The following is a 24,473-nucleotide window of genomic DNA, read 5'->3' on the forward strand; positions in this document are numbered from 1 at the left end:
TACTACATATGTAGATAAAGTCCTGTAATTCTCTGCTTAATTCCTTATCTCTCAACACTTCCTTAGTAATTGGAGAATTTGCAGTAAATTTATCAATATTATTGCGTACTAAATCAAGAGGTTTTAGAAAAAAACTATTAAACATTTCTAAAGCCGAGGCAGGAGCCCAACCTAATTCCTTTTTAGTATCTTCTTTTAAATTATTATCTGTTACTGTTTGATTAGTATAAGCATTTTTAGTTTTTTCATTTTTCCTAAGTTTTCTATAAGTTATTTTTCTAACGCATATTTCAGGATTACTGAGTAAAAATTTCCCATCGATCTTTAATTCACTAATTATAAAATTAGCAATATAATTAACTCTTTCTAAATTAAATTTCTTTTGTTGACCGGTTTTGTCGAAAGAATCTTTTAATGCATTTACTATTAATGCAGCACTATTATCTTCAAACTCAATCAAATCTTCAAAATCATTTTCTGAAAACCCTACTCGTACAACTTTACCTAGAACATAAGCACCGGTAGATATAACCATTGAGTTATCTATAAGATTCATATCTTCATCAAGCGTTAGTGCAACGACCGGAGTTAATACAGGGTTTTGCGGTTCTTAGAGCCATACAAAATTTTAGGTTTTACATTAAATAATTCATTGATTTTTTCTTCAATAGCAATTTCAGCTTCAGTCCAATTTAAATAACTAAGATATAGATGCCAATGAACACATATGTCATAATCCGGTAATTCTGCTTTTAATTTTTCCTTATTAAATTTTTCAAAAGGTGCATCTTGTAACAGAAAAAGAGAGTCTTTTTTATTAATTTCTTTATAAAACTCTTTTTGCTGAGTAGTATGTTTTTGTGCATAAGCGAAGTAACTATTTAAAGTTTTATTTTTAGGAGGAGTAGAAAGTTCAATAATCTTCCATACATCTAAAATAGATTTGATTTGTTCATCGGATTGATTGTACATAAAAAGAAGTTTATACTTAAAATAGAAATATCCTAAGTATGAAACTAGAAGAAGTAAACAACTTTTTAATGTTACTATTTACAGCATATAAAGATGTGTATAATTAACACAATTATCGCCAAATTATTAATGATTTTTAATAAAACTTTATTATCTTTTACAAATTCATTTAATATATTTCCTTAACCCAAACAGGATATAATAAATGCAAAATAATAAGGAAATTATTAAATATATAGTGTCTAGCATTTGGTCTTCTTGGAATCCTATAAACTGGTTACCAAGCATGCAACTAACTACCTTAAGTTATATATGGTCTTGTTTAATTGATGGGAATGATGCATATTCAATGAAGATGCACAAATAATAAATAATGACCAGGAATGGCTTAAAATCAATCAAACTTATACCTTTTATAATACACAATTTCCATCTTCTCGTTATGTGGAACTTGCAAAAGAGATACCTATATGCCTAAAAAGATTAAAAATATTTCATAAATTTGATGATGAGAATTACGTACCCAATGAAGCGTTAGCCTCTCATAAACTCATAAATAACTTTTCTAATTTATTGAAGCATTTTAAACTAACTCCTCTATAGATCCTACTGATTTTAATCCTAACTATTTTATGGTATGGAGTTGGGCAAAAAATTTAGGGAATATTACTAAATATTTTGGTCAAAAGCTAAAGTGTGTTTGTAATAATATAGAAGAAGCAGAAAATTATTGGGAGAGTTATGAACCGGAGGCATTCTCTAATTTTTCTACATTTCATGAGTTTATAAGTACAATAACACACTGTAACGATGCATTATTAGGTTGTAGAGATATTAGATCGGATATATATTACAATGAACTATAGTCAATTCAGATGAATATAGCCTTCCTCTTTAACGTGCATAATAAAATATATGAATAGCGAATTATTAAATAATTCGCTGGCGATTAAATGCACATTTAAACCGATTCAACACACATAGCCATACCCATACCGCCACCGATACATAAAGTGACTAAGCCTTTTTTAGCTTTAGCTCTTCGCAAGCTGTGTATCAGAGTTATAAGAACTCGTCCGCCGCTTGCCCCGATCGGATGCCCGATTGCTATTGCACCGCCATTTATGTTAACCTTATCTATATCCCATTTCATTTCATGGTTTACATAAATACTTTGAGCAGCAAACGCCTCATTAACCTCGATAACTTCCAAATCATTAACGATCCAACCTGCTTTACTTAAAGCCTTTTGGGAGGCAGGAACGGGGGCAGTACCCATAATACTTGGATCAACACCGGCTGAAGCATAAGAAACAATCCGAGCTAGCGGCATCAAATTATGCTTTTTCAAAGCTTCTTCGGAAACTACCATAAGACATGCCGCACCGTCATTAATTGAGGAAGCATTACCGGCAGTAACTACACCGTTTTTATCAAAAGCAGGACGTAATTTACTTAAGATTTCAAGGCTGGTATCAGGTCTTACCGTTTCATCATGTTCAAACAAACTAGTAGTTTTTTTAATCGTTACTTCAATAGGTAAGATTTCATCTTTAAAAATTCCTGCTAGCTGTGCTTTAGCTGCTTTTTTATGAGAGCTTAAGGCGAATTCGTCCTGCTCTTGTCTGCTAATATTAAACTGTTTTGAGATATTTTCGGCAGTAATTCCCATAAATACTCCTGAAAATACATCAGTTAGTCCGTCATACTGCATTAGATCAACCATTTTAATATCGCCGAATTTAGCTCCTGCTTTGATATAGCTACCGTGCATACCGAGCGACATATTCTCCTGCCCACCTGCTATAACTATTTCATTATCACCAGTCATAATCGAATTTGCTGCAAGTGCTACGCTTTTAAGACCTGAGCCGCATACTTTATTAATCGTATAGCCAGGCACTTCTTTCGGTATCCCCGCATGAATCAGAGTTTGCCTTGCCGGATTCTGCCCGCTACCACCTGTTATTACTTGTCCAAGTATTACCTCATTTACCAAAGCAGGATTGATTTTGCTATTTTGCAGTATATCCTTTATTAAATGAGCAGCAAGCATAGGTGCAGCTGTTGTACTAAGGCTACCCATAAACGAGCCGAAAGCCGTCCTTTTCGCATGAGTTATATAAACCGGTTTTGTCATAATGTGTACTCCTTAAATAAATCTGTTAGTTTATCATTTATCAAATAGCTAATATGTCCGCCTTTTACCTCTATAAGTTTAGAGTTTTTTAATAATTTTTGCAAAGATAAAATGGAAGATTTAGGCACTATTTGATCATCTTCAGCTGCTACTATATATACAGGATAATCAATTAAACTCGGATCAATAATAAAATTATCGATTTTCCATTTAAGATTTATAAACATATTTTCATCTAATATATTTTGCATAATTTGATTATAAACCCCTTTAGATATATTATTACCCGACATAAGCCAATGTTCTATTCTAAACGCTAATTCTTGCTCCTTATAGGAAGTTATAGAGAAAAATTTTTTTAATTTAGCATTAAAATAATCAGGGAATAAAAGAAAAAATAAAATCTGTATATGAATTTTAGGAATTATCGGTAAATTTTCTATGCCGCTATCTAGTTTTAAATATCGATTCAACATTCTTATATAGAAAAAATGAGAAAAATCCCACGGACAGGTAAGTAAAGTCAGAGTTTTTATAAATTTAGGCATAAGTATTTTTGCAGCTATCGCAAGGTTACCACCGATACAATGACCTATTAAATTAATGTCCTTAATTTTCAAACTATCTATTACTTCAATTATTTTATGCACATAGTCATCTAGTAAATATTTAGGTTCCTCAATCTCTAGCCAATCTATTAAATAAACTGCACCATAGCTTCTCAAATTTTCAATAAAATTTTTGTCACGAGCTAAAAAAAATATTTCCGGTGAGTTGAAGATAGAAGGAATGATTAGGAAAGTAGTGTCATCCCGTGGCTTGTCCACGGGATCTAACATAAAGCGAGATAAATCGAGCTTTTTGTATTTTTTATTACTGGATCCTGTGGACAAGCCACGGGATGACACCGAGTAATACAACACCCTATAATGCTCTGTTTGCATTACTATTTTACCGGATTCTAAATATTTATTACCTAAATTATGGGTCCTTATATAATTATTATAGAGATCAAAATATTCTTGATATTTATCGTTACTTTGCATTGTAAATATATTATTTTATGTTAATAATCCTTGACAAAAGACTAAATACATTATATAAGTTTCAGCACCTTCAGAGTGTAATAAACAGTATACCATCTTTCAGATGCTACCTGTAAATATATTTTCATAAAGCCTAAAGTGCTTAAGTTTTTTTTTTGTCCTTAGGGCTTTATAATGCTAAGTACCTCACCGTCACGATCGTTTAAAAGAAAATTCAGAGCGGCATTTTGGCCTGTGCATAATTACGAACTCGGAAAGTTTATTCCGATGAGTGCCTTAATGTTTTGCATTCTATTCAATCAAAATATTTTACGGATTTTAAAAGACAGTATTTTAATCTCCGAGATTAGTGCAGAAATAGCAGGTTTTGCTAAAGTTTACTGCGTTACGCCCGCAGCGGCCTTATTTGTGATTATTTATGCTAAAATGATTAATCATCTTACTTTTGAGAAGATCTTTTATTATTTAAGTGCATTTTTCATCAGCTTTTTTGTTTTATTTGCTTTTGTAATCTATCCTAATATCCATATTTTTCACGTACATCCCGATAATTTAGCTGACTGGATGGGACGCTATCCTCATTTTAAGTGGTATATCTCATTAGTAGGTAATTGGGGTTATATAGTATATTATAGCCTTGCCGAGCTTTGGCCTAATATTTTTTACGTATTATTATTTTGGCAGTTTGCTAATGAACTTACTACTACCGAAGAAGCAAAAAGATTTTATACCCTCTTTTCGCTATTTGGCAATTCTTCTTTAATATTAGTCGGCTTTTTAATGATGAATCTATCATCGGAAGATACTATTATTAAGAAGTTTATGAGTATTTCGGATAGTAAAATCACTTTAGTTCAAGTATCCACGACAATTGTAGCAATTGTTGCTATTGTTTGTTGTGTGTTAGTTAGGTTTATTAGCAAGAACGTTTTTACTAATCCGTTATTTTATGCTAAAGCAAAAAGCGGTAGATCAACTTCAGAACGTATGGGACTGATTAAAAGCTTTAAATATATTGCGGAATCAAAATATTTATGGCTACTTTTAATTTGTTCGGCAGCTTTCGGATTTGCTATTAACTTAGTCGAAGCCGTATGGAAAGCAAAAATTAAGGAATTATATCCGACTGTAAATACCTATGCTGAATTTAACAGTCTGTATATACTGTGGACAGGCGTTGCAATAATGGTTATGACCATCATCGGTAATAACGTTATGCGTATGCACAACTGGTTTGTAGCAGCAGTTATTTCACCAGTTATAATAATGGTGACCGGCATTTTGTTCTTTATACTTATCGTATTTGATCAACAAATTTTATCATTATTTGATGGAGCAATTTTAATGTCACCGCTTGCTCTTGCCGTTTCAATCGGCGGTATTCAAAATATTTTAGCTAAAGGTACTAAATATTCTATATGGGATACTTCTAGAGAAATGTTATATATACCGCTTGATGATGAACTTAAAACCAAAGGCAAAGCAGCGGTTGACGTAATAAGTGCGAAAGTCGGCAAATCCTCTAGCGGTCTTGTACAATCTATTATCTTTACCTTAGTTCCGACTGCTACTTTTACCTCAATTTCACCGATTCTAATGGTAGTATTTACTTTTGTATGCTTAGCGTGGATTTATGCAGTAAGGAAAATATATTTTGAATATCAAAAAATAGTATAATGATTGTCATTCCTACGGAAGCAGTAAGACGTTGTTGCTTGGACCTGTTTATCCGTCATTGCGAGGAAATTACGAAATAATTGACGAAGCAATCCAGTTAAAAACTCTTATTTACAGAATTTTTTTAATTATTTCCTGGATTGCAGCAAAGCTTCGCTCCTCGCAATGACGACCTTCAGTATCCAAGCAGGAATGACATTGAGAGCCTACATAAAACTATCGATTTTACTATGAATCAATCTCTCCTAAAGCTTTAGTATCTATATTATCTAAGAAAATCTCAAAATCCTTTAAAATATTTTCAACATCTTTTAAGATAGGATCAAATTCGTCTTTACTTTGAGAAGAAGGCGGTTTAAATGAAGTTAGAACAACTTTTTCACTCTTTATAAATTATGAGACTGATCATTAAGTTTAATAGTAACAACTTCGCCGGCTAGAGAGTTTGCATTTCCACTCTCATTAAATTGGCTTTAGATGCGTAATTTTGAGGTTTTTTGGAGTGTTAGTTTCCTTATTCTTACTACGGAATGAAAAAATTCTAGATAATGGCATTTGATTTATATTTTATTTAAAAAATGCCATTATAGAGAAATAATTTATATTTAACAAGCAGGATGGTTAATTTTCATAAACTTTTCTATCATTCTAGTAACGGAACGTTCTAGCTCAATATCTAATTTTGAATAATCAGAAAAGTTAAACCATTTAAGTTCATTCGATTCGTTGTTTTTTATAAAATTATCATTATCTACTGTTTTTAGTAAAAATCGTACATCATAGTGATAATGAGCAGGCTCCTTATGAGTTTGCGGAATATAATGGGTGTCTATATCAAAAATTTCCTTATTTATCGTTTTAATCTCATTAATTCCGGATTCTTCTATAGCTTCTTTAACCGCTACATTTAATATATTACTATCTCCATCACAATGACCGCCTGGTTGAAGCCATTTATCAAGCTTTCTATGGTGCATCAATAAAAATTTCGTTTTATCATTATTAAGTAAAAAAGCTGAAGCAGTGAAATGCCCTATTTGTAAATCTCGGCTAAAAGGGTTGTCATATTTATTTAAAAATTCAAGCATTTTTGTTTTTGTAACAATTTCTTCAGGATATGTGCTACTGTAATTTTGTAATTTAATATGTAATTCATTCATAACGATAATTTTTATGTATAGAGCTTCGATATTTAACTCAAATTTCTCTGCTAAGTCAAACAAAAATAATGTTATAAAATTACATTTTACCATGTTTCGTGGTAATTATCATTGACAATTAATTAATATTTAGTTATATATTATACTTCTAAAATTTAATATTAATTAATAGATTTATATTTATGCTTAAAGAAATAATCAATGATATAGTAAACGATAATACAACCCCTTGGTATGGTAAGCTTGCAGTAGTAGGAGCGTGTGCTGTTGGAATTTATGTGATAGCAGGTGATTTACTTAAATCTCCAGCTTTTATTCTCAAATGTGGTGCCGGTGTAGTAGCAACAATGGGAGCTATTCTAGCATATGAGCATTATACGGAAGCAACTTCGCAAGAAAGTCCGATGGAACTGATAGGAAATGAAGCACAAGCTGAAATATAATAAATAAATTAAATTCTTTTTTGCTGCAAATTATAAGTTTTTTTAAAATAGGAACAGCTATTTCTATAAAAAACTTATAATTTCCGCTATAAAATCTCTTTAATTATTAATTAAAATAACTTTACAGATAACCTATAAATTCATATTTATTTAAGATTAAATTTTATTACTATTCAAGCCGTTTTTTAATCTAATTTTGACTTGTTTTAAAGAACGAGGAGTTGTGTCCGTAACTTCAATTTCAATATTTTCTGAAATATCTATTCTAGTACCGATAGCCGGAACACTACCGACTCTAGTCAATACGAGTCCTCCTATCGTATCAAACTCATCATCATCATTTTTTAGCTTTTCTCCTATTATTTCTTCAAGCACTTCTACTTCAACACGTGCATTTGAAATAATTGTTGAGTTATTAATAACCTTGAAATTATCGCTATCTAATTGCTGATCATGCTCATCATCAATTCGCCCTACTATTTCTTCTATAAGATCTTCAATAGTAACTAAACCGTCAGTACCGCCATACTCATCAATAACTATTGCAATATGTGTTCTCTCACGACGCATTTTTGCTAGCAAATCTAATAATTTCATAGAAGGAGCTGCAATTATATGCTTACGTATAAGCTTTTTTAAACGACCGTTTTGCTTTGTAGCCAATGCTTTAAACAAATCCTTGATATGAATGAACCCTACTATATTGTCTAAAGTACCGTCATATATAAGAGTTCGTGTATGTGGAACTTCTAACTTAATAGACTCACTTAATTCTTCTAGATTCGTACTTAATTTTATTGCCGCAATATCGGAACGCGGTACCATTATATCTTCAATAGTTTTATCTTCTAGCTCCAATAAATTAGCTAAAATATTACGCTCGTCTAAAGTCATTTTTTGGCTATTAATTTTAAGGCGTTTTATGACACCAAAAAAATTATCAGGCGTTTTTGTTTTTCTAAAAAAAATTTTTATCGGAGAGAATAATTTTCGTACAGTAAAAATTAACTTATTATTTTGATTTTTTTTACTAGAATCTTCTTTTTTTGAAGATTTTAACATAAATTTTTTTATTTAGTTAATAAGGGGAAGAAATACCGAAATATGATAATATTTCAATTTCTAGATTTTCCATAATATTTGCTTCTGTGTCATTTTGATGATCAAACCCAATTAAGTGTAAAATACTATGTATTAAAAGATGAATAAAATGATTCTCAAAATTTTTTTGCTGCTCGCACGATTCATTATATATTACCTCATAACAAAATGCTATATCACCTAAATACATATAATCAGAGTCGCCTAAAAATTCAAGTTTAGAATATAAATCCTGCCAATTTAATTCGTTGCTTGGAAAAGAAAGAACGTTAGTAGCTTTTTCTATATTACGAAATTGTTTGTTTAAGGTCAATATTTCTGCAGTATTTGTTAGTAAAATTGATAATTCAAATTGTTTTATTTTACTAAAATTATCAAACCGCAATAAAATATTTTGAGTTATTTTTTTGATTAAACTCTTATTTATCTGCTTATGCTCACGCCATTTGTTGTAGTTTTTAGCTATTTCTATGTTTATCATTTCTTAATCCTATCACATCAATGTCATTCTCGCAAAAGCGGGAATCCAGTACTTTTCACTGTCACCCCGTGGCTTGACCTATAGTACCGGACAATTTTCACTTTATGTCATTCCTGCAGAAGCAGGAATCCAAAATAAAGCGAGATAAATCGAGCTTTAAAAAAGCTTTATTTGAAAAAAAATTATCTAATAAAAAAATCTTTGAAATCAAGGTTTTTTTAGCATGGATCCCTGCTTTCACAGGGATGACATCGAGAGTTTTTTAAAAATTGTTCGGTACTATAGGTCAAGCCACAGGATGACAGAGGTGAAATTGATTCACGCGGGCAATGCCTCCTCGCAATGACGCTGCCGGTAATTCTCTTTTAATTTTTGAAAATCCTCATCGGCATGGTATGAAGAACGGGTTAGCGGGCTTGCCGAAACCATCAAGAATCCTTTTGTTTTTGCTACTCGCTCTAGATATTTAAACTCTTCGGGAGTAACATATTTTGCGACCTCAGCATGATTTTTGGTAGGTTGCAGATACTGCCCGATAGTTAGGAAATCAACCTTTGCTTCTCTTAAATCATCCATAACTTGTATTACTTCACTTATTTCTTCTCCAAGCCCTACCATCATACCGGATTTTGTAAAAATTTCAGGAGATAATTTTTTGATATTGTGAAGTAAGCTTAAAGAATTATAATATCTAGCCCCTGGTCTAATCGTTTTGTATAAAGACGGGACTGTTTCGACATTATGATTAAAGACGTCAGGCTTTGAATTAGCTATTATTTCAGCTGCTCCTTCTTTTCTTAAAAAATCAGGAGTTAGAATCTCAATAGTAGTATTTGGAGATGATTTTCTAATTTCGCTAATACACTGTGCAAAGTGCGTAGCTCCGCCATCATCAAGATCATCACGATCGACGGAAGTAATTACTACATGCTTAAGATTTAACTTTTGTACCGCTTCTGCTAACCTTTGCGGCTCATGCGGGTCAAGTAAATCCGGTCTACCGGTTTTGACATTACAAAACCTACAGGCTCTAGTACAAACCGAACCTAAAATCATCACGGTTGCATGTTTTTTTGACCAGCACTCACCGATATTAGGACAAGCAGCTTCCTCGCACACAGTATTTAATTTCAGATTCTTTATTAAATCTTTTGTATTATAATATTCCGCAGAATTAGGAGCTTTTACTTTTATCCAATCAGGTCGTTTATTTAAATTAGTCATAAAACGGAAATAATTTAATTAGTTTTGTTACTTCAGTTAGTACTTTTTGCTCGGCTTTACCATTATCTTCATTATTTTTTAAGCCGTCTAAAATATCTGCTACCATATGACCGACTAATACAAAATCCTTTTCTTTAAATCCTCTAGTAGTGCATGCCGGAGTGCCAAGACGAATACCTGAAGTGATAAAAGGCGAAGTTTCATCAAACGGGATAGCATTCTTATTACATGTAATCCTTGCTCTATCTAAAGAATTAGCAGCCAGCTTTCCGGTAATCCCGTCTTTACGCAAATCTACTAAAACAATATGATTATCGGTACCGCCTGTTAATATATCATATCCTCTTCCTTGCAAGCTACTTGCTAAAGCTTTAGCATTACTTATTACCTGCTTAATATAGCTTTTATATTCAGGCTGCAAATTTTCTAAAAAAGCTACGGCTTTTGCAGCGATTATATGCATTAACGGACCGCCTTGTAGGCCTGGAAATAACGCAGAATTTATTTTTTTACCTATCTCTTCGTCATTAGATAAAATTAAACCGCCTCGTGGTCCTCGGAGCGTTTTGTGAGTGGTAGAGGTAACAATATGAGCGTAAGGAATAGGGCTTTGATGCTCGCCTGTGGCAACAAGTCCTGCAATATGAGCAATATCTGCCATAAAGTAAGCTCCTACTTTATCCGCTATTTCTCTAAATTTGGCAAAATCAATACTACGAGGATAAGCAGAAAAACCGGCTATAAGTAATTTTGGTTTATGCAAATCCGCTAAGCATTCAATCTCATCATAATCGATTAAATAAGTCTCTTTATTTACGCTATAAGAAACGGCGTTAAACCATTTACCGGACATATTCGGGGCTGCACCGTGCGTTAGATGCCCGCCGCTATCTAAAGACATACCAAGAATTGTATCACCAGGCTGTAATAAAGCAAGATACACGGCTTGGTTTGCTTGTGAGCCTGAATGAGGTTGCACGTTTGCATATTTGCAGTTAAAGAGTTTTTTTACTCGCTCTATAGCTAAATTCTCAGCTTTATCGACTTCCTCACAACCGTTATAAAAACGTTTGCTGGAATATCCTTCAGCATATTTATTAGTCAGAATCGATCCTTGAGCTTCAAGCACTGCGGGGCTTACGAAATTCTCTGATGCAATAAGCTCAATTACGCTATTTTGACGTGCCTTTTCATACTTTATTATTTCATTAATTTCTTTATCCATTTCGTGTAAATTATTATTAAAAATATTCATTCATCCTCATATGTTTTGGTTTTGTTGCATGCTTCAACGCTCTTATTGTCATACCGTGGCTTGACCACGGTATCCAAAAAAATAAAAAAGACTGGATACCGCGATCAAGTCGCGGTATGACATGTGTTTATGAAATTAATCGCAATCTCAAGCCCCCGTCCATCTATTGAGTGAGCAAGAGAAGTTAATTTATGTCCGCTATGCTCTATATGAAGCTTAGATAAATAGTTTGAAGCATTATACATCTCACTAACACCGACCACCTCATCTAATTCCCCATGAATTAAACATATAGGGGTAAGCTTATTATTAACTTCCATAGGTGGAATTAATGCACCAGAAAAACCTATAGTACAAAAAAACGGTTCTCGTTGAATCAGAGTTAAATATAAACCAATCATCGTACCTTGAGAAAAACCGATAATGATAGTATCTTTGTTGGTTAGATTTAGCTCTTCTTGCTTTTGCTTTATTATATCTTCAAGTTTAGAAATATTATTCGCAATTAGTTTTGCAATAATATGCGGACTGCGGTCTTGCAAGCTAAACCATTGCCTACCGTAAGGCATCATATCATAAGCCTCGATACCATGCGGGGAAATAAAATGATAATTGGGTAAATCATTTTTGATATAAGGCACAAGTCCTATTAAATCATGTCCGTCTGAACCAACACCGTGCAGTAATACTAATAGCTTCTTCGGCGGCTGCCGGTTGCTTTCTACTTCTGGGTATTCTAAATATTTGCTCATGGTTTTTGTTTTAAACATTAATTTTATATGTCATTCCTGCGAAAGCAGGGCTTTGTTGCATGGATCAGAAAAACTACTCGATGTTATTCCCGCGTAGGCGGGAATCTAGTGTAAAGCGAGATAAATCGAGCTTTTAATTTCAAAAATTTGCTGTATTTATATTTTTTTTCTGGATTCCAGCCTACGCGGGAATAACATAAAACAATCCATACAACAAGACCCGAAAGCAGGAATGACACATTTACTCTCTTAACATCTTCTCAAGCTCGCCATTATTGTATAGCTCCGTTGCAATATCACAACCGCCGACTAATTCCCCTTTAATGTATAATTGTGGGAATGTTGGCCAATCGCTAAATTTTTTTAAATCTTCAAGAAATTCCGGATTAACAAATACATTAATATCACGAAACTCTACACCTAATTTATTCAAAATAGCTACTACTTTAGCAGAAAAGCCGCACATTGGAGCTTCCTTAGTACCTTTCATGAACAGCACTACTTTATTATTTTTTATTTCATTTTCTATAAATTCAAAATTTTTATTTTCCGTCATTCAAAACCTGATATAAATATTATTCTCTAAAATATACTCTTCATAATACATCATGCAAGCACAAATAGTTAATAAAATTTTTGAGATTTTTAGCAAGAATAATCCAAGTCCGAAAACCGAATTAATATATAAGAATGATTTCACCTTATTAGTAGCGGTAATATTATCTGCTCAAGCCACCGATATATCAGTAAATTTAGCAACTAAATCTTTATTTGAAACTTATGATACACCGGAAAAAATTTTAGAACTCGGCGAAGACGGGCTTAAAAAATATATAAAATCTATCGGACTATTTAACAGCAAAGCAAAAAATATTATCGCATTATGTAAAATATTGATAAGCAATTATCAAGCTTCAGTACCAAATGATTTTAAGGAATTAATTAAACTGCCCGGTGTCGGCAGAAAAACTGCCAATGTTGTACTAAACTGCTTATTTGGTATGCCAACAATGGCAGTTGATACGCATGTTTTTAGAGTAGCCAAAAGGATTGGACTTGCTAAAGGTAATAGTCCTGAAATAGTAGAAAAAGAGCTAATGCAAATTATTAATGAGAAATGGTTAACTCATGCCCATCACTTGCTAATTCTGCACGGTAGATATATTTGCAAAGCTAGAAAACCCGATTGCGATATCTGCCCTATTAAAGAGTATTGTGAGTATTATATTAATACATTTTAAGTTGACAATTTCTTGCTTACTTCATAATATCTAAGCTTAATTTGATAAAGGTAAATTTATGCGTTCAGCACTTATAACTTCTATATTAGTAGCTGTAGCTTTCTTAACAAGTGCTTGTAATACAATGCAAGGTGCAGGTCAAGATATGCAGGCAGCTGGTAAAAAAATTGAGGACTCGGCAGAAAGAAATAAGTCTAAAAAAGGCTGCGGCTGTCATTAGTACACTTATGTCATTGCGAGGAGTGAAGCGACGCGGCAATCTAGAAAAATAATAAAAAAAATTCTGATTTACAGAATTTTTTACTGGATTGCTTCGTCAATTGCTATGTAATTTCCTCGCAATGACAGAAAGCCGGTCCACACAACAATGCCTGCTCGTAATGACGCTTACTCTACTTACTCTCATTTACTAATCTATATATTTCTTTCTTACTATAAACATCTTTGAATTTGTCATAAGCAAGTTCGGTAGTGGTTTTGCTACTTAAGTTTTTACTTAAGCAAAGTTCTATAAATTTTTCTAATTTTTTTTGTTGGTTTTGTTCTTGTATATTTCCTGAAATCAACAATACTATCTCACCTTTTAAAATATTATTTTGATAGAACTCTATTATTTCATCTATATCCCCTGTTTTTACTTCCTGATACAGTTTAGTTAACTCACGAGCTACACATATTTCTCGGTTTCCTAGTATTTCCTTAGCTACCGATAAGGTGTTTATCAAACGAGGAGCGGTTTCAAAAAAAATCAATGTAGCCTTAAGATTTACTAATTCAGAAAAAATTTTTTTCTTACTTTCTATAGTTTTAGGTAAAAACCCGTGAAATAAAAATCGATCAGTAGGAAGAGCTGATAAAGTTAGAGCAGTAACCGGTGCAGATACCCCTGGTACTACGTCCATATGACAATTAAGAATACGCAAACCTCTAACTAACTTATAGCCGGGATCGGAAATTAAAGGAGTCCCTGCATCAGAAATTAAGCTTATTATATTGCCCGATTTTATTAAACTTATGATATTTTCTCTATCTTTCTCGTCACTATGATCATTATAAATTTGTAATTTTGTATGAATGTCATGTTTTGCTAGCAATTTTTGTGATATTCTAGTATCCTCGCATAAGATAATATCCGAATTTTTTAAAGTCGATATAGCACGAAGCGTTATATCTTCAAAATTACCGATCGGTGTTGAAACAATATATAATCCCGGCTTTAAAGACATCTTTCCAAACTTCGCTTCTAGAGGTAATTTAGACGTCGATCCGGTACTCGAATCCTCACGTATGTCTATATACGCTGCGGTGCTGTGTTCCGTGTCTCCTTTAAATCCCTCTCTATAAGCTGGTTTGGAAAGATGTCTAATCATAATTTTTAAATTTTAAGTAATATTATGGCTAGTATAAAACATAAACTACGAATCGTTCTATCATTTTTTTGCTTGATATATTTAACGTCCTGTCAAACTCCTAAAGAAGAACCTATAAGTTTTCCTAAAAAAGAACAAAAAGAAATTGAGATTGCAATTTTAATGTCAAATCAGGGTCCTGATAGTATTATCGGGAAACAATATAAAGATTTAATTAAAATGGGACTTAACGACGGGATTAAATCTTACATACATGTTACTTCTTACGACGGTTCAGATGAAAAAAATGTTTTAGCCGCTATGGATAAAATAGTAGCACGTAAAACTAAGATTATTTTAGGTCCTCTATATTCTAACTTTACCTCTCTAATAGCCGAAAAAGCAAAGGCAAATGATATTATTATAATAACCATGTCAAATAACCCGGCTCTTGCAGAAGATAAATTATTTGTATTCGGTCATGCACCTTTAAAACAACTGATACGCATCATCAATTATTACGCAAGTAACGACCATAAAGATTTTATGGCTTTATTACCTAAAGGGAAACATTCACAGACTATTAGTCAAGTAATGCAAAATATATTGATTCAGAAAAATGCATCATTATCACGCACCGAATTCTATGAGGATAATCCTGAATCTATAGCAAAAGCCGCAAGAAATATTTCAGACAATACCGATATTATAAATGAGCGTAGCGATACAACAAAACCGGTTATTTATCTATCAGATGATCCAAAAAATTTAAACCTACTTGCCGATAGCATTCGTAAATATAATTTAGATAAAAAAGCTATTTTAATTGGTGATAATCGTATTGATATCGATTATCCTGAAAATATCGATATTAGCTTTACCGGTTCTTTAAATTTACTCAATAGCAACGTTCCCGATAGGGCAAAAGACTTAGGTATTAACCATATGGGCTTCATGCATCTTCTTTCTTATGATTTAGGACGCATGACTGCAAACTATATAGGCAATGAATTTGCATCTGAAAGGTTTTTAAATAGAATGAACAGTAGACAACCTTATATAGGTTTATCCGGTAATATTCATTTCATCGATGGAGTAGCACAGAGACGGTATGACATTATCAGGAAAGAGAATGGTGTATATTCTACTGTTTCAGGGAATTAGGGCGTTGTTGTGTGGCGGAATCGTCATTGCGAGGAGCGAAGCGACGTGGCAATCCAGTAAAAAATTCTGATTTACAGAATTTTTTACTGGATTGCCACGTCGCTTCGCTCCTCGCAATGACGGATTTGGTATCCACTGAGGCTGACATCAAGTTAATTATTTATTTTTATCGTTGTCACTACCATCATCTTTCATGCCGTCTTTAAAAGCTTTAAGACCTTTGGCTAAATCGGACATAACTTGAGGTAATTTACCAGCACCGAATAATACAAAAATAATTAATAAAACTATTAATAAATGGCTAAAGCTCATTCCCATGATATTTTTGCTGTATAAGTTAAAATTTTATTATATAAGATATTATAGCTCTAATCTAGGATAAAACAATTAAAGAAATGTTTACTAAAAAACAAATTTCAGAATTTTTTGCTACTTTTTTTTATATAGGGAAAATAAAATACTGTCCAGGCACTTTTGGTTCGATTGCCGCTTTCCCTCTAACTTACTTCTTAATATATTTTACTGTTAATAACAAAATAATCATTCCTTTCTCAAGTCTTACTCTCGGTGAAGCTCAACTTGTCAGTATATTTATTATAAGCTTTAGCCTATGTTTGATATTCTTAATACTCGGCACTTATTTTACTAAAATATATTTAAATTATACAAATTCAGAAGACCCCAAAGAAGTGGTAATTGATGAAGTAGTAGGGCAAATGCTAACTATCGTTTTAGTATTTTTTTCTGCTTTATTTGCTAACGAATCGCATTTAATTAAATATTTTAGTCCGCTAACAATAAATATTATATTACTTTTCATATTACCTTTTTGTCTATTCCGGTTTTTTGATATATTAAAACCATGGCCTATTAATTGGTTTGATAAAAATATTAAAGGCAGTATCGGCGTTATGCTTGATGATTTATTAGCCGCAATATTTGCTGTGGTAACTCAATACGCAATTATATTTGTGTTAATAGACATAACATAATATTATCATTGACTAATTTCTAATATAATAATATGATACAACAAATATTTATAAATTTTTAAAGAGATAGTTTTCATGTTCGCAGTTATAAAAGCAGGTGGAAAACAATATAAAGTAGACAGAAATAGTATTATTAAAGTCGAAAAAATTGATGGAGAACTTGGCTCTAAAATTCAGTTTGATCAAATTTTAATGATTGGCGAATACTCAAAGCCTTCTTTTATTGGTACTCCAATAGTTAAAGGAGCTGTCGTTACGGCTGAAATTACTAACCAACTTAAAGATAATAAAATTATAGTCTTTAAGAAAAAGCGTAGAAAAAATTATCGTCGTAAAGCCGGTCATCGTCAAGAACTGACGGAATTAAAAATATTAGATATTACCAAACAATAATAATAACTTAAAAGGAATTATAAAATGGCAACCAAAAAAGCCGGTGGTAGTTCTAGGAACGGAAGAGACTCAGCCGGTCGAAGGCTGGGAGTTAAAAAAGCCGATGGACAATATGTAATACCCGGTAATATTATAGTCAGACAACGCGGCACAAAAATTCATCCTGGAACAAATGTAGGACTCGGCAAAGATCATACAATATTCGCTTTGATAGAAGGTAGAGTAGAATTTTTAACTAAGCGAAATCATAAAATCGTTAATGTTAAAGAAATTGCAAGTGCTTAAGTATTGCGGTTTGATCTACTAGATGCTACGTGGAACGAAAAATGCTTTTTATAGCATTGTTGTATGGATGCCAAATCGTCATTGCGAGGAGCGAAGCGACGCGGCAATCTAGAAAAATAATAAAAAAAATCTGATTTACAGAATTTTTTACTGGATTGCTTCGTCAATTGCTATTCAATTTCCTTGCAATGACGGTTCAGGTATCAACGTAATGCTAAGCGAGACAACAAACAGAAAATTAATTATATAATATTATATTAGGCTTCCTTTAGTTATGGCCTTAATAATTCAAAAGTTTGGTGGTACTTCCGTTGCAAATATTGATAGAATAAAAAAAATCGTTCCTATCATAAAAGCCGAAATAGCTAAAAATAACCAAGTAATTGTAGTAGTTTCGGCTATGGCAGGTGTTACTAATCAACTTGTCACATTGTGTAATGAAGTATCAAGCCTTAACAACATTTCTCAATTTGCAGAATATGATGTAGCACTTTCTAGCGGCGAAATAGTCACTGCTTCATTACTAGCACTCGCTCTTCAAGAAGAAGACATAAAGGCACAATCATTTCTAGCTTGGCAATTACCGATTCTCACCGATAATAATCATAGCAAAGCTTTAGTAGAATCAATTACTATAGATTTACTAGAAAAATATTTACAGTTAAATACCGTCCCTATAATAGCCGGTTTTCAAGGAACTAACAAATCCAATAGGTTAACTACTTTGGGCAGAGGAGGATCCGATACTACTGCCGCCTTAATCGCTGCAGCTATGAAAGCCGATAGATGTGATATTTATACCGATGTAGAGGGAATATTTACTGCTGATCCAAGAATTATTCCAAATGCTAAGAAGATAAAAGAAATAGATTTTTTAGAAATGTTAGAACTAGCATCAAGCGGAGCAAAAGTACTACACCCTAGAGCTGTAGAGCTAGTAATGCGGTATAACATAGATATGCGTGTTCTTTCAACATTTTCACCGAATACAGAAGGTACGTTAATTACTTCAAAGGATAAAAATATGGAGAATGGAATTATTAACAGCATTACTTCTAATAAAAATTTATTAAAAATATCTGTAAAGAGCATTTCTTTAAGTTTTTTGCAAGTTGCAAATATGATTACACAAAATAATAATCATATTGAATTTATGCAAGAGATAAAAAATAATGAAGAATATAGTTTTATTACAAATTTAACCGATAAAAATAATTTACAAGCTTTACTTACTAATTTAAAAAATGATAAGCAGATACAAGATTTTACTTTTGATGCCGAAATTGCTACAATCTCTCTTATTGGTTATGGGATTAAAAATGATTGTAAAGTACTTGAAATGATATTATCAAAGTTAACGAAAGATAATATAAATGTTAACATGATACAATTATCAGAAGTTAAAATTATCTTATTAATAAATGATCAAGATGCAGAAAAAACAATTTTTAATTTATATAATCTTTTTAAAATATCTTAGATTCTGCATCTGAAATTTAATTTATATCTTAAGTTATTTTATATTAAAATTATAAGATTTTGAAAAGGCATGGCTTCTATTTCAGAAAATTTTATAATTTGTGACAAAAAAAGTTAAAATAGATTAATTTAAATTTATATATAAGACCTAAATACTTAATTAAATAGCTTAAATTTATTATTTTCATTATAATTATCTACTATTTACTATTATTAGTTATATATTAATAAATAAGTCTAATAGGCTATCTATAAAGTTATTTTAAAGCTAGTTAAATTCTTTTTTGCTATAAAATATCTTTAATTATCAATTAAAATAATTTCATAGATAGCCTCTTAAAAATCATAAATTCTTATCATTTAAAAAAATTATTTTAACTCTCAATTTTTAGGAGTAAATTTTACAGGAAAAAATAATGAGCGAAGATATAAGGTCAAAAGAAAGATTTAATCGGATTAACGATATATCAGAAACAAATACAGATGGTCCAGAAGAAATTAGAAATAATTTTAAAAAATTTGTACTGAATATATTAGAAACAGACAATATAACCCCGTATAAGTTAAGTGAAAAAACAGGTACCCATGAAACAGCGTGGAAAAATTTCCTAGATGGTCGTACAAAAATGCCTGATATGGGGGCAATTGTTGCTCTTGCCGATTATAAAAATGTTCCGCTAGATGAAGTAATAGGCAGAGATATAAATAAAGAAAAAAAGATAACTGTAGAAATAAAACAAACTCCGGAAATATCCGCATCTATAGCTAAACTACCAAAAGACATACTTCAAGAAGCCATGCTGATAGGAGAAAAAACTAGAGGATTTATACATAAACCGACAACTAAAGAAACAAAATCTTTTACTGAACAAGTTAAAAACTCTAATAAACCGAAAGGAAGGTCTATCTAAATAAAAATATGTTTTTCAATATTGATCCTAATATAAAACCTAAAACCTTACTTGATATTCTAAAATGGAAAATAACTTCAAAACAACCAAAATGGCCGACAACACTGCCGCTTACTTCCACTGATATTCCACCACAAAAAATAACTAGCAATAAAAATACATAGCTAAATCTTGATTGCTTCAGACAAGATGAATTTAAGGATGAGTCTGCACAGCGTACATTAGTACGTGAGCACAGACAAATTCCACAAAATTCGCTTGTATCAAGCAATCAAAATGACGCTGTACGGATATCCTATATAGGACTGTAACCTTTTTAATTCAAATAGACGGTTTAAATATCTTAACTGATCCGGTATGGTCGGAGCGGGTTAGTCCTTTTACTTTTGCAGGACCAAAGAGAATAGTAAAGCCTGGTATTAATTTTACCGATTTACCTAAAATAGATATTATAGTAGTAAGTCATAATCATTATGACCACTTAGATATCAGAACAATTAAAGATTTATGGATAAGGGATAAGCCTAAGATTATTACACCGCTAATGAATGACGTAATAATCAAAAAACATATTCCTAATGCAGAAATTATTACCTTAGGATGGGGAGAATCATATAAAGAACAAGAAATACAGTTAAATCTCGATCGCTTCAGACAAGATGAATTTAAGGGCAAGCCTGAGGAGCATACAGAAGTACGTGAGCAAAGGCTTGACTCGAAAAATTCGTTTGTATCAAGTTTTCTGAATGAAGCTGTAGAATTTTATCTAGAACCAGCCCAACATTGGTCGGCTAGAGGAATATTTGATAAAAATAAAGCATTATGGGGAACTTTTATCATTAAAACTAAGATAGGAGATATTTGTTTTATAGGTGATTCGGGTTATAATAATACTCTTTTTAAAGAGATCGGAAAAAAACATAATATTTTAATAAGCCTTATTCCGATAGGAGCTTATGAACCAAGATGGTTTATGAAACCGGTACATATGAATCCTGAAGAAGCCGTATTTACTCATTTGGACTTAAATTCTAAATACTCTATAGCTAGTCATTTTGATGTCTTTCAATTAGCTGATGAAGCATTTAATGCGGCTCCTTTGGAACTCCGACAAGCTATGAAAAAACATAATATTGATGAAAATAAGTTTATTATCCCTGAAATAGGTAAATTTTTCCTATTTGATTAAAGCATATAAAATAATTATCGTGCCATAATAAACTTAATACCTAAATCTAATTTTTGCCAAATTTTATTGCAAGTAAGAATAGGATAATTTTTAAAGATAGCCAGAGCTATACATGCTCTATCTCCAAGTGATAAACCATAAATTTTAGTTTTATTAATTATATTTGCACTAATTAGTGCTTGCTCAGGACAAAAGTCTATAATTTTGATATCTAATAATTTAATAAGAATTTTTGCAGTTTCTTCCGTTAAGCCTTGTTTTTCTATACAATATTTATAAACTTCAGCAATATTTACGCTTGAAATAATTCCATCTCTCATGTATTTCTTAATCAATTGGTAACCATCTTCTTTAGCAAATAAGGCAATTAGTGCAGAGGCATCAAATATTATTTTGGACATCTTTTACTTCTTTTTTCTTCAATTAAATATTCCTGACGTCTTTCAGCAATAAAATCATCTACTATAGAAATATTTTTATCAATTTGATTTTTGGTGAAAATCTTATGCATCTCATCAATTATACTATCAACGCTAACGATTTTAATTTCACTATTTTCAATTTCTATGGTGATTTTTTCACCCGGATGTATATTAAATCTTTCTCTAATTGATACCGGTATAAGCACTCTACCATGCTGATCCATGTTGGTCACTATTCTTTCCATATTATAACTCTAAATTAACATTTATTATAATATGTCATTTTTAAGATAATTACAATTTATTACTTATGTTTATTTATCATTTTTTAGATCTTTATTTAATATAGTATCCTTGCTAAACAACATAGTCATAGAATAAGCAAGTATGGCAAACATGCAAAGATATAGAATCGGGAATAGATTGAAATCAAATGATTTTATTACCTTTGCACAAATATAATTAGCAGTACCGGACATTAACATTGAACCGATATTATGTCCTAAACTTATAACACGATAGCGTTCTTTAACTACAAAAGAATTAATAACTATACTATGAGCAAGAGCATTAAAAGGTGCAACTGATGCAGCTAACATTAAACTAGCTGCAAGCCCTAAATTAGTCATTTGATATTTTACTGCTATCACAAAAAATACACTTGCTGTAATAGTACATATAAATGCGATTTTTAATACTGAATTAACTCCTAAGCGGTCGGCAATAAAGCCGGCAATCGGCATGCAAACAGCAAAACATATTACTATTAAGACTGAAAAAGAACTCATAATAATACCAACTGAAGGTAATACAATCGGTAAATATTGCTTCATAAAGATGATTGCAATTTGATATGTTGCTCCAAAACCTCCGGCTAAAAATATTAACCGTGCAATATTTTTCCATTGCTTTTTAATTATAGAGCTAAGTTTTTCAATAGAATCTTGGCTATGATGTGCATTTTTAAACTCCGGTGTTTCATCAAATTTCCGGCGATAATAAAGAGTTATTAATGCAAGCGGTAAACTTAGTAAAAACGGAATACGCCAACCCCACTCCGGAAAAATATGAGAATTGAAGAAATTAGTTGCACCAATCCCGCATAATAAACCCATTACTCCTGTACATCTAGTTATGGCCGAGGCAGTAAATCGGTATTTTGCTCCTAAATGTTCAATAACATAAATCGCTGCACCGTCATATTCCCCTCCAATAAAAATACCTTGCATAAAGCGACATAAAACTAAAATTATCGTACTCCAAACTCCTATAGAAGAATAATCAGGTAATAAACCTATTATTAAGGTAGGTATTACAATACCGATAATCGTAAAACTTAAGGCTTTTTTTCGACCGTATATATCCCCTATACGTCCAAAAATATAAGCACCCATAGGTTTTGATAAATATGCCGCCGCATAAACGGCAAAAACATTTACAAGCTTTGTTAACGGATCAGTATCGGCTGAAAAGAATTTATCGGCGATAATTGCCGCTGAAAAACCATATAAACTATAGTCGTAATATTCAATAATAGTGCCTAAAAAAGCACCAAGAACTTTATTGCTTGATTTTGTTTGTTTCATTTTAAAGGTATACTGTGAGTAAACGAAAAGTAGGTAGACGAAGTTTAATTTGGAAAAGAGCAAGGCGTCTTGAAGCTGATAATCCTCACGTACTAGTATGTACGCTGCGGTTATCAGCTTCAAGACGCCTTGCTCTTTTCCAAATTAAACGAGTATACATGACCGCTTTGGCCGTTACTTAAAATCCTTCAAAGACCTTTATGTAAAGGTGGACTTCATATATCTAAACTGAATTAGTATTAGACAGGGACGATATCCTAAAAGTTAGTGGTAGTCCTAGGTTAATATTAAGCTCACGAACCAAGCAGCCAAGAGCTAATATATCACTTTCCCATTTTACGTGCAAGGTTTTCTAGGTAACCTGCTATAGTAGTTAAGGTTTCTGCGAATTTTTCTTCGTCGGGATGATTTTTTTGAAAACCGTTTTTATTAAGTTTTTCTGTTAGACTAGCTATTTCAGCTTGAGCATTAAGAGATGCCATAACTAATAATAGCTCAAAAGAGGCTGTGGGACTACCAAGTTTAATTTCCGCTATTTTATCATTCAATTTATTCGCTAAAGATAGTAATTCTTCCTCATCTCCATTATTACAATATAATTGAAAGCTCTTGTTATTTAATGTTATCGTAACAATTGACATAATTATTTTTGCTGTTTTTTTATTTCTTCAAGTTCATTAATATAAATGTTAATTTGATCTAGCATTTTTATATAATTATCTTTTAATTCTTTATTTTCGTTTTGTAATTTTTTAACTTCATTTTGATTATTCGTTTGTGACTGCAATAACTCGTCAAGTTTATGCTCAACTTCTTCCATTAATCTCTTTAATATTTCATTATCCATTTTCTTCTAAGCATTAATTATGAATGGATGACTTACAATAATAATCGATAACATTATAATAGATGTAAGTACTAATTGTTTTTTACGTTTATAATTTATCAATGCCGTAGCTCTTTTTTTACTTAATAATTTTTCAGTTTCGTTCTGTTTAGTAGCTTCTATCTGCTCTGCATTTCGATCTTTTACATTAAGATAATCTAAGTATAATTTTAAGTAACCTTTTACATATACTTCTCCTGGTAAAATATCAAAATCACCCTCTTCTAAAGCTACTAAATATTTTTTTCTAATTTTTAAATCACTAGATACCTGATTTAAAGTTTTACCCGAATCTAACCTAATTTGCTTAAGCATTGACGACATA

At 31.7% G+C, this 24,473-nt stretch carries 35 protein-coding genes, 1 other RNA gene and 3 pseudogenes; 16 read left to right on the plus strand and 23 right to left on the minus strand.

Annotated elements, in window-relative coordinates; genetic code table 11:
• Together SB78_RS02155 and SB78_RS02160 are read right to left on the minus strand one after the other, a co-directional pair.
• Positions 1-556 (minus strand): annotated as a pseudogene (locus tag SB78_RS02155) (hypothetical protein); the annotation flags it as partial.
• A gap of 32 nt (positions 557-588) precedes the next feature.
• Complete coding sequence (locus SB78_RS02160) at positions 589-972, minus strand: hypothetical protein (RefSeq protein WP_052458466.1); 384 nt, start codon at positions 970-972, stop codon at positions 589-591.
• Between the two features lie 205 nt (positions 973-1,177).
• Between SB78_RS02160 and SB78_RS09620 the strand changes: the two genes are divergently transcribed.
• Both SB78_RS09620 and SB78_RS10660 read left to right on the plus strand, forming a co-directional pair.
• The gene (locus SB78_RS09620) at positions 1,178-1,339 is read left to right on the plus strand and encodes a hypothetical protein (RefSeq protein WP_158510086.1); all 162 of its coding nucleotides are present in this window, start codon (positions 1,178-1,180) and stop codon (positions 1,337-1,339) included.
• Positions 1,340-1,604: 265 nt separating this feature from the next.
• On the plus strand, positions 1,605-1,838 hold the full coding sequence (locus SB78_RS10660) for a hypothetical protein (RefSeq protein ID WP_241773674.1): 234 nt from the start codon (positions 1,605-1,607) through the stop codon (positions 1,836-1,838).
• A gap of 95 nt (positions 1,839-1,933) precedes the next feature.
• On the opposite strand, the gene SB78_RS02170 is transcribed toward SB78_RS10660, so the two are convergent.
• A complete protein-coding gene (locus SB78_RS02170; protein ID WP_041078246.1) occupies positions 1,934-3,112 on the minus strand; it encodes an acetyl-CoA C-acetyltransferase in 1,179 nt (392 codons plus the stop codon).
• Positions 3,109-4,158, minus strand: a complete 1,050-nt coding sequence (locus SB78_RS02175; protein ID WP_041078248.1) for an alpha/beta fold hydrolase — start codon at positions 4,156-4,158, stop codon at positions 3,109-3,111. Before SB78_RS02175 ends, SB78_RS02170 begins: the two co-directional genes overlap by 4 nt.
• 174 nt (positions 4,159-4,332) lie before the next feature.
• Here SB78_RS02175 and tlc5 point away from each other — a divergent pair, with 174 nt between their 5' ends.
• The gene (tlc5, locus tag SB78_RS02180; protein ID WP_041078250.1) at positions 4,333-5,835 is read left to right on the plus strand and encodes a GTP/GDP exchange transporter Tlc5; all 1,503 of its coding nucleotides are present in this window, start codon (positions 4,333-4,335) and stop codon (positions 5,833-5,835) included.
• A gap of 605 nt (positions 5,836-6,440) precedes the next feature.
• Here the strand turns inward: tlc5 and SB78_RS02185 are convergent.
• Positions 6,441-6,872: an NUDIX hydrolase gene (locus tag SB78_RS02185; protein WP_277361001.1), complete on the minus strand. Its 432-nt coding sequence runs from the start codon at positions 6,870-6,872 to the stop codon at positions 6,441-6,443.
• A gap of 305 nt (positions 6,873-7,177) precedes the next feature.
• On the opposite strand from SB78_RS02185, the gene SB78_RS02190 reads away from it, so the two are divergent.
• Positions 7,178-7,438 (plus strand): hypothetical protein, encoded by a 261-nt coding sequence (locus SB78_RS02190; protein ID WP_052458467.1) that lies wholly within the window; start codon positions 7,178-7,180, stop codon positions 7,436-7,438.
• A gap of 156 nt (positions 7,439-7,594) precedes the next feature.
• On the opposite strand, the gene tlyC is transcribed toward SB78_RS02190, so the two are convergent.
• Both tlyC and ybeY read right to left on the minus strand, forming a co-directional pair.
• Positions 7,595-8,500, minus strand: coding sequence for a hemolysin C (gene tlyC / locus SB78_RS02195; protein ID WP_041078252.1), 906 nt, complete (start codon positions 8,498-8,500; stop codon positions 7,595-7,597).
• 16 nt (positions 8,501-8,516) lie between these two features.
• A complete protein-coding gene (gene ybeY / locus SB78_RS02200; RefSeq protein WP_041078254.1) occupies positions 8,517-9,020 on the minus strand; it encodes an rRNA maturation RNase YbeY in 504 nt (167 codons plus the stop codon).
• Positions 9,021-9,124: 104 nt separating this feature from the next.
• Between ybeY and SB78_RS09980 the strand changes: the two genes are divergently transcribed.
• Complete coding sequence (locus SB78_RS09980; protein WP_199402707.1) at positions 9,125-9,286, plus strand: hypothetical protein; 162 nt, start codon at positions 9,125-9,127, stop codon at positions 9,284-9,286.
• Positions 9,287-9,338: 52 nt separating this feature from the next.
• Here the strand turns inward: SB78_RS09980 and lipA are convergent, their stop codons facing one another.
• The 5 genes from lipA to grxD all read right to left on the minus strand — a co-directional run bounded on the left by lipA (position 9,339) and on the right by grxD (position 12,807).
• On the minus strand, positions 9,339-10,244 hold the full coding sequence (lipA, locus tag SB78_RS02205) for a lipoyl synthase (protein WP_041078256.1): 906 nt from the start codon (positions 10,242-10,244) through the stop codon (positions 9,339-9,341).
• The gene (gene glyA / locus SB78_RS02210) at positions 10,237-11,499 is read right to left on the minus strand and encodes a serine hydroxymethyltransferase (protein ID WP_041078258.1); all 1,263 of its coding nucleotides are present in this window, start codon (positions 11,497-11,499) and stop codon (positions 10,237-10,239) included. Before glyA ends, lipA begins: the two co-directional genes overlap by 8 nt.
• A gap of 104 nt (positions 11,500-11,603) precedes the next feature.
• Complete coding sequence (locus tag SB78_RS02215) at positions 11,604-12,251, minus strand: alpha/beta hydrolase family protein (RefSeq protein ID WP_041078260.1); 648 nt, start codon at positions 12,249-12,251, stop codon at positions 11,604-11,606.
• Between the two features lie 83 nt (positions 12,252-12,334).
• The gene (locus SB78_RS09985) at positions 12,335-12,490 is read right to left on the minus strand and encodes a hypothetical protein (RefSeq protein ID WP_199402709.1); all 156 of its coding nucleotides are present in this window, start codon (positions 12,488-12,490) and stop codon (positions 12,335-12,337) included.
• A gap of 2 nt (positions 12,491-12,492) precedes the next feature.
• Positions 12,493-12,807 carry a Grx4 family monothiol glutaredoxin gene (grxD, locus tag SB78_RS02220; protein WP_041078262.1) on the minus strand — a complete coding sequence of 105 codons (315 nt, stop codon included), beginning with the start codon at positions 12,805-12,807 and terminating at the stop codon, positions 12,493-12,495.
• A gap of 52 nt (positions 12,808-12,859) precedes the next feature.
• On the opposite strand from grxD, the gene nth reads away from it, so the two are divergent.
• On the plus strand, positions 12,860-13,492 hold the full coding sequence (nth, locus tag SB78_RS02225) for an endonuclease III (RefSeq protein ID WP_041078264.1): 633 nt from the start codon (positions 12,860-12,862) through the stop codon (positions 13,490-13,492).
• Positions 13,493-13,550: 58 nt separating this feature from the next.
• A complete protein-coding gene (locus tag SB78_RS02230; protein ID WP_041078266.1) occupies positions 13,551-13,712 on the plus strand; it encodes an entericidin A/B family lipoprotein in 162 nt (53 codons plus the stop codon).
• 172 nt (positions 13,713-13,884) lie between these two features.
• Here the strand turns inward: SB78_RS02230 and rsmI are convergent, their stop codons facing one another.
• Positions 13,885-14,718: a 16S rRNA (cytidine(1402)-2'-O)-methyltransferase gene (gene rsmI, locus SB78_RS02235; RefSeq protein WP_041078301.1), complete on the minus strand. Its 834-nt coding sequence runs from the start codon at positions 14,716-14,718 to the stop codon at positions 13,885-13,887.
• A pseudogene (locus tag SB78_RS11925) lies at positions 14,710-14,868 on the minus strand (palindromic element RPE1 domain-containing protein); the annotation flags it as partial. The pseudogene SB78_RS11925 and the gene rsmI, both read right to left, overlap by 9 nt.
• 18 nt (positions 14,869-14,886) lie before the next feature.
• On the opposite strand from SB78_RS11925, the gene SB78_RS02240 reads away from it, so the two are divergent.
• On the plus strand, positions 14,887-16,005 hold the full coding sequence (locus SB78_RS02240; RefSeq protein ID WP_041078268.1) for a penicillin-binding protein activator: 1,119 nt from the start codon (positions 14,887-14,889) through the stop codon (positions 16,003-16,005).
• Here SB78_RS02240 and SB78_RS09625 read toward each other — a convergent pair.
• Together SB78_RS09625 and tatA are read right to left on the minus strand one after the other, a co-directional pair.
• A complete protein-coding gene (locus tag SB78_RS09625; RefSeq protein ID WP_158510087.1) occupies positions 15,986-16,153 on the minus strand; it encodes a hypothetical protein in 168 nt (55 codons plus the stop codon). The two genes, SB78_RS02240 and SB78_RS09625, sit on opposite strands and share 20 nt — an antisense overlap.
• 8 nt (positions 16,154-16,161) lie before the next feature.
• The gene (tatA, locus tag SB78_RS02245; RefSeq protein ID WP_004997483.1) at positions 16,162-16,323 is read right to left on the minus strand and encodes a twin-arginine translocase TatA; all 162 of its coding nucleotides are present in this window, start codon (positions 16,321-16,323) and stop codon (positions 16,162-16,164) included.
• A 77-nt stretch (positions 16,324-16,400) separates the two neighbouring features.
• On the opposite strand from tatA, the gene SB78_RS02250 reads away from it, so the two are divergent.
• The 8 genes and pseudogenes from SB78_RS02250 to SB78_RS07735 all read left to right on the plus strand — a co-directional run bounded on the left by SB78_RS02250 (position 16,401) and on the right by SB78_RS07735 (position 21,254).
• Positions 16,401-16,997, plus strand: a complete 597-nt coding sequence (locus tag SB78_RS02250) for a phosphatidylglycerophosphatase A family protein (RefSeq protein WP_041078272.1) — start codon at positions 16,401-16,403, stop codon at positions 16,995-16,997.
• Positions 16,998-17,072: 75 nt separating this feature from the next.
• Positions 17,073-17,390, plus strand: coding sequence for a 50S ribosomal protein L21 (gene rplU, locus SB78_RS02255; RefSeq protein ID WP_004997480.1), 318 nt, complete (start codon positions 17,073-17,075; stop codon positions 17,388-17,390).
• Positions 17,391-17,414: 24 nt separating this feature from the next.
• Positions 17,415-17,675, plus strand: coding sequence for a 50S ribosomal protein L27 (gene rpmA / locus SB78_RS02260; RefSeq protein WP_011271503.1), 261 nt, complete (start codon positions 17,415-17,417; stop codon positions 17,673-17,675).
• Positions 17,676-17,949: 274 nt separating this feature from the next.
• Positions 17,950-19,155 (plus strand): aspartate kinase, encoded by a 1,206-nt coding sequence (locus tag SB78_RS02265; RefSeq protein WP_041078275.1) that lies wholly within the window; start codon positions 17,950-17,952, stop codon positions 19,153-19,155.
• Between the two features lie 415 nt (positions 19,156-19,570).
• Positions 19,571-20,065, plus strand: coding sequence for a hypothetical protein (locus SB78_RS02270; RefSeq protein WP_041078277.1), 495 nt, complete (start codon positions 19,571-19,573; stop codon positions 20,063-20,065).
• An 8-nt stretch (positions 20,066-20,073) separates the two neighbouring features.
• On the plus strand, positions 20,074-20,229 hold the full coding sequence (locus tag SB78_RS10675) for a hypothetical protein (protein WP_241773675.1): 156 nt from the start codon (positions 20,074-20,076) through the stop codon (positions 20,227-20,229).
• A pseudogene (locus SB78_RS10680) lies at positions 20,230-20,352 on the plus strand (palindromic element RPE3 domain-containing protein); the annotation flags it as partial.
• A gap of 53 nt (positions 20,353-20,405) precedes the next feature.
• Complete coding sequence (locus SB78_RS07735) at positions 20,406-21,254, plus strand: MBL fold metallo-hydrolase (RefSeq protein WP_241773678.1); 849 nt, start codon at positions 20,406-20,408, stop codon at positions 21,252-21,254.
• A gap of 14 nt (positions 21,255-21,268) precedes the next feature.
• On the opposite strand, the gene SB78_RS02285 is transcribed toward SB78_RS07735, so the two are convergent.
• The 7 genes from SB78_RS02285 to SB78_RS02315 form a co-directional block, all read right to left on the minus strand.
• Entirely contained in the window at positions 21,269-21,655 is a 387-nt protein-coding gene (locus SB78_RS02285; protein WP_041078279.1) for a type II toxin-antitoxin system VapC family toxin, read from the minus strand.
• Positions 21,643-21,921 carry an AbrB/MazE/SpoVT family DNA-binding domain-containing protein gene (locus SB78_RS02290; protein ID WP_011271509.1) on the minus strand — a complete coding sequence of 93 codons (279 nt, stop codon included), beginning with the start codon at positions 21,919-21,921 and terminating at the stop codon, positions 21,643-21,645. Before SB78_RS02290 ends, SB78_RS02285 begins: the two co-directional genes overlap by 13 nt.
• A gap of 69 nt (positions 21,922-21,990) precedes the next feature.
• Positions 21,991-23,262: an MFS transporter gene (locus tag SB78_RS02295; protein WP_041078281.1), complete on the minus strand. Its 1,272-nt coding sequence runs from the start codon at positions 23,260-23,262 to the stop codon at positions 21,991-21,993.
• 155 nt (positions 23,263-23,417) lie between these two features.
• A non-coding RNA gene (gene ssrS, locus SB78_RS02300) (6S RNA) lies at positions 23,418-23,576 on the minus strand.
• Between the two features lie 9 nt (positions 23,577-23,585).
• Complete coding sequence (locus SB78_RS02305) at positions 23,586-23,903, minus strand: cell division protein ZapA (protein ID WP_041078283.1); 318 nt, start codon at positions 23,901-23,903, stop codon at positions 23,586-23,588.
• Between the two features lie 2 nt (positions 23,904-23,905).
• The gene (locus tag SB78_RS02310) at positions 23,906-24,109 is read right to left on the minus strand and encodes an RP576a family tick cell line-upregulated protein (protein WP_041078285.1); all 204 of its coding nucleotides are present in this window, start codon (positions 24,107-24,109) and stop codon (positions 23,906-23,908) included.
• 6 nt (positions 24,110-24,115) lie between these two features.
• On the minus strand, positions 24,116-24,472 hold the full coding sequence (locus SB78_RS02315; protein ID WP_041078287.1) for a helix-turn-helix domain-containing protein: 357 nt from the start codon (positions 24,470-24,472) through the stop codon (positions 24,116-24,118).
• Position 24,473 lies beyond the last annotated feature (1 nt).

This window comes from Rickettsia asembonensis, from assembly GCF_000828125.2.
Classification (GTDB): domain Bacteria; phylum Pseudomonadota; class Alphaproteobacteria; order Rickettsiales; family Rickettsiaceae; genus Rickettsia; species Rickettsia asembonensis.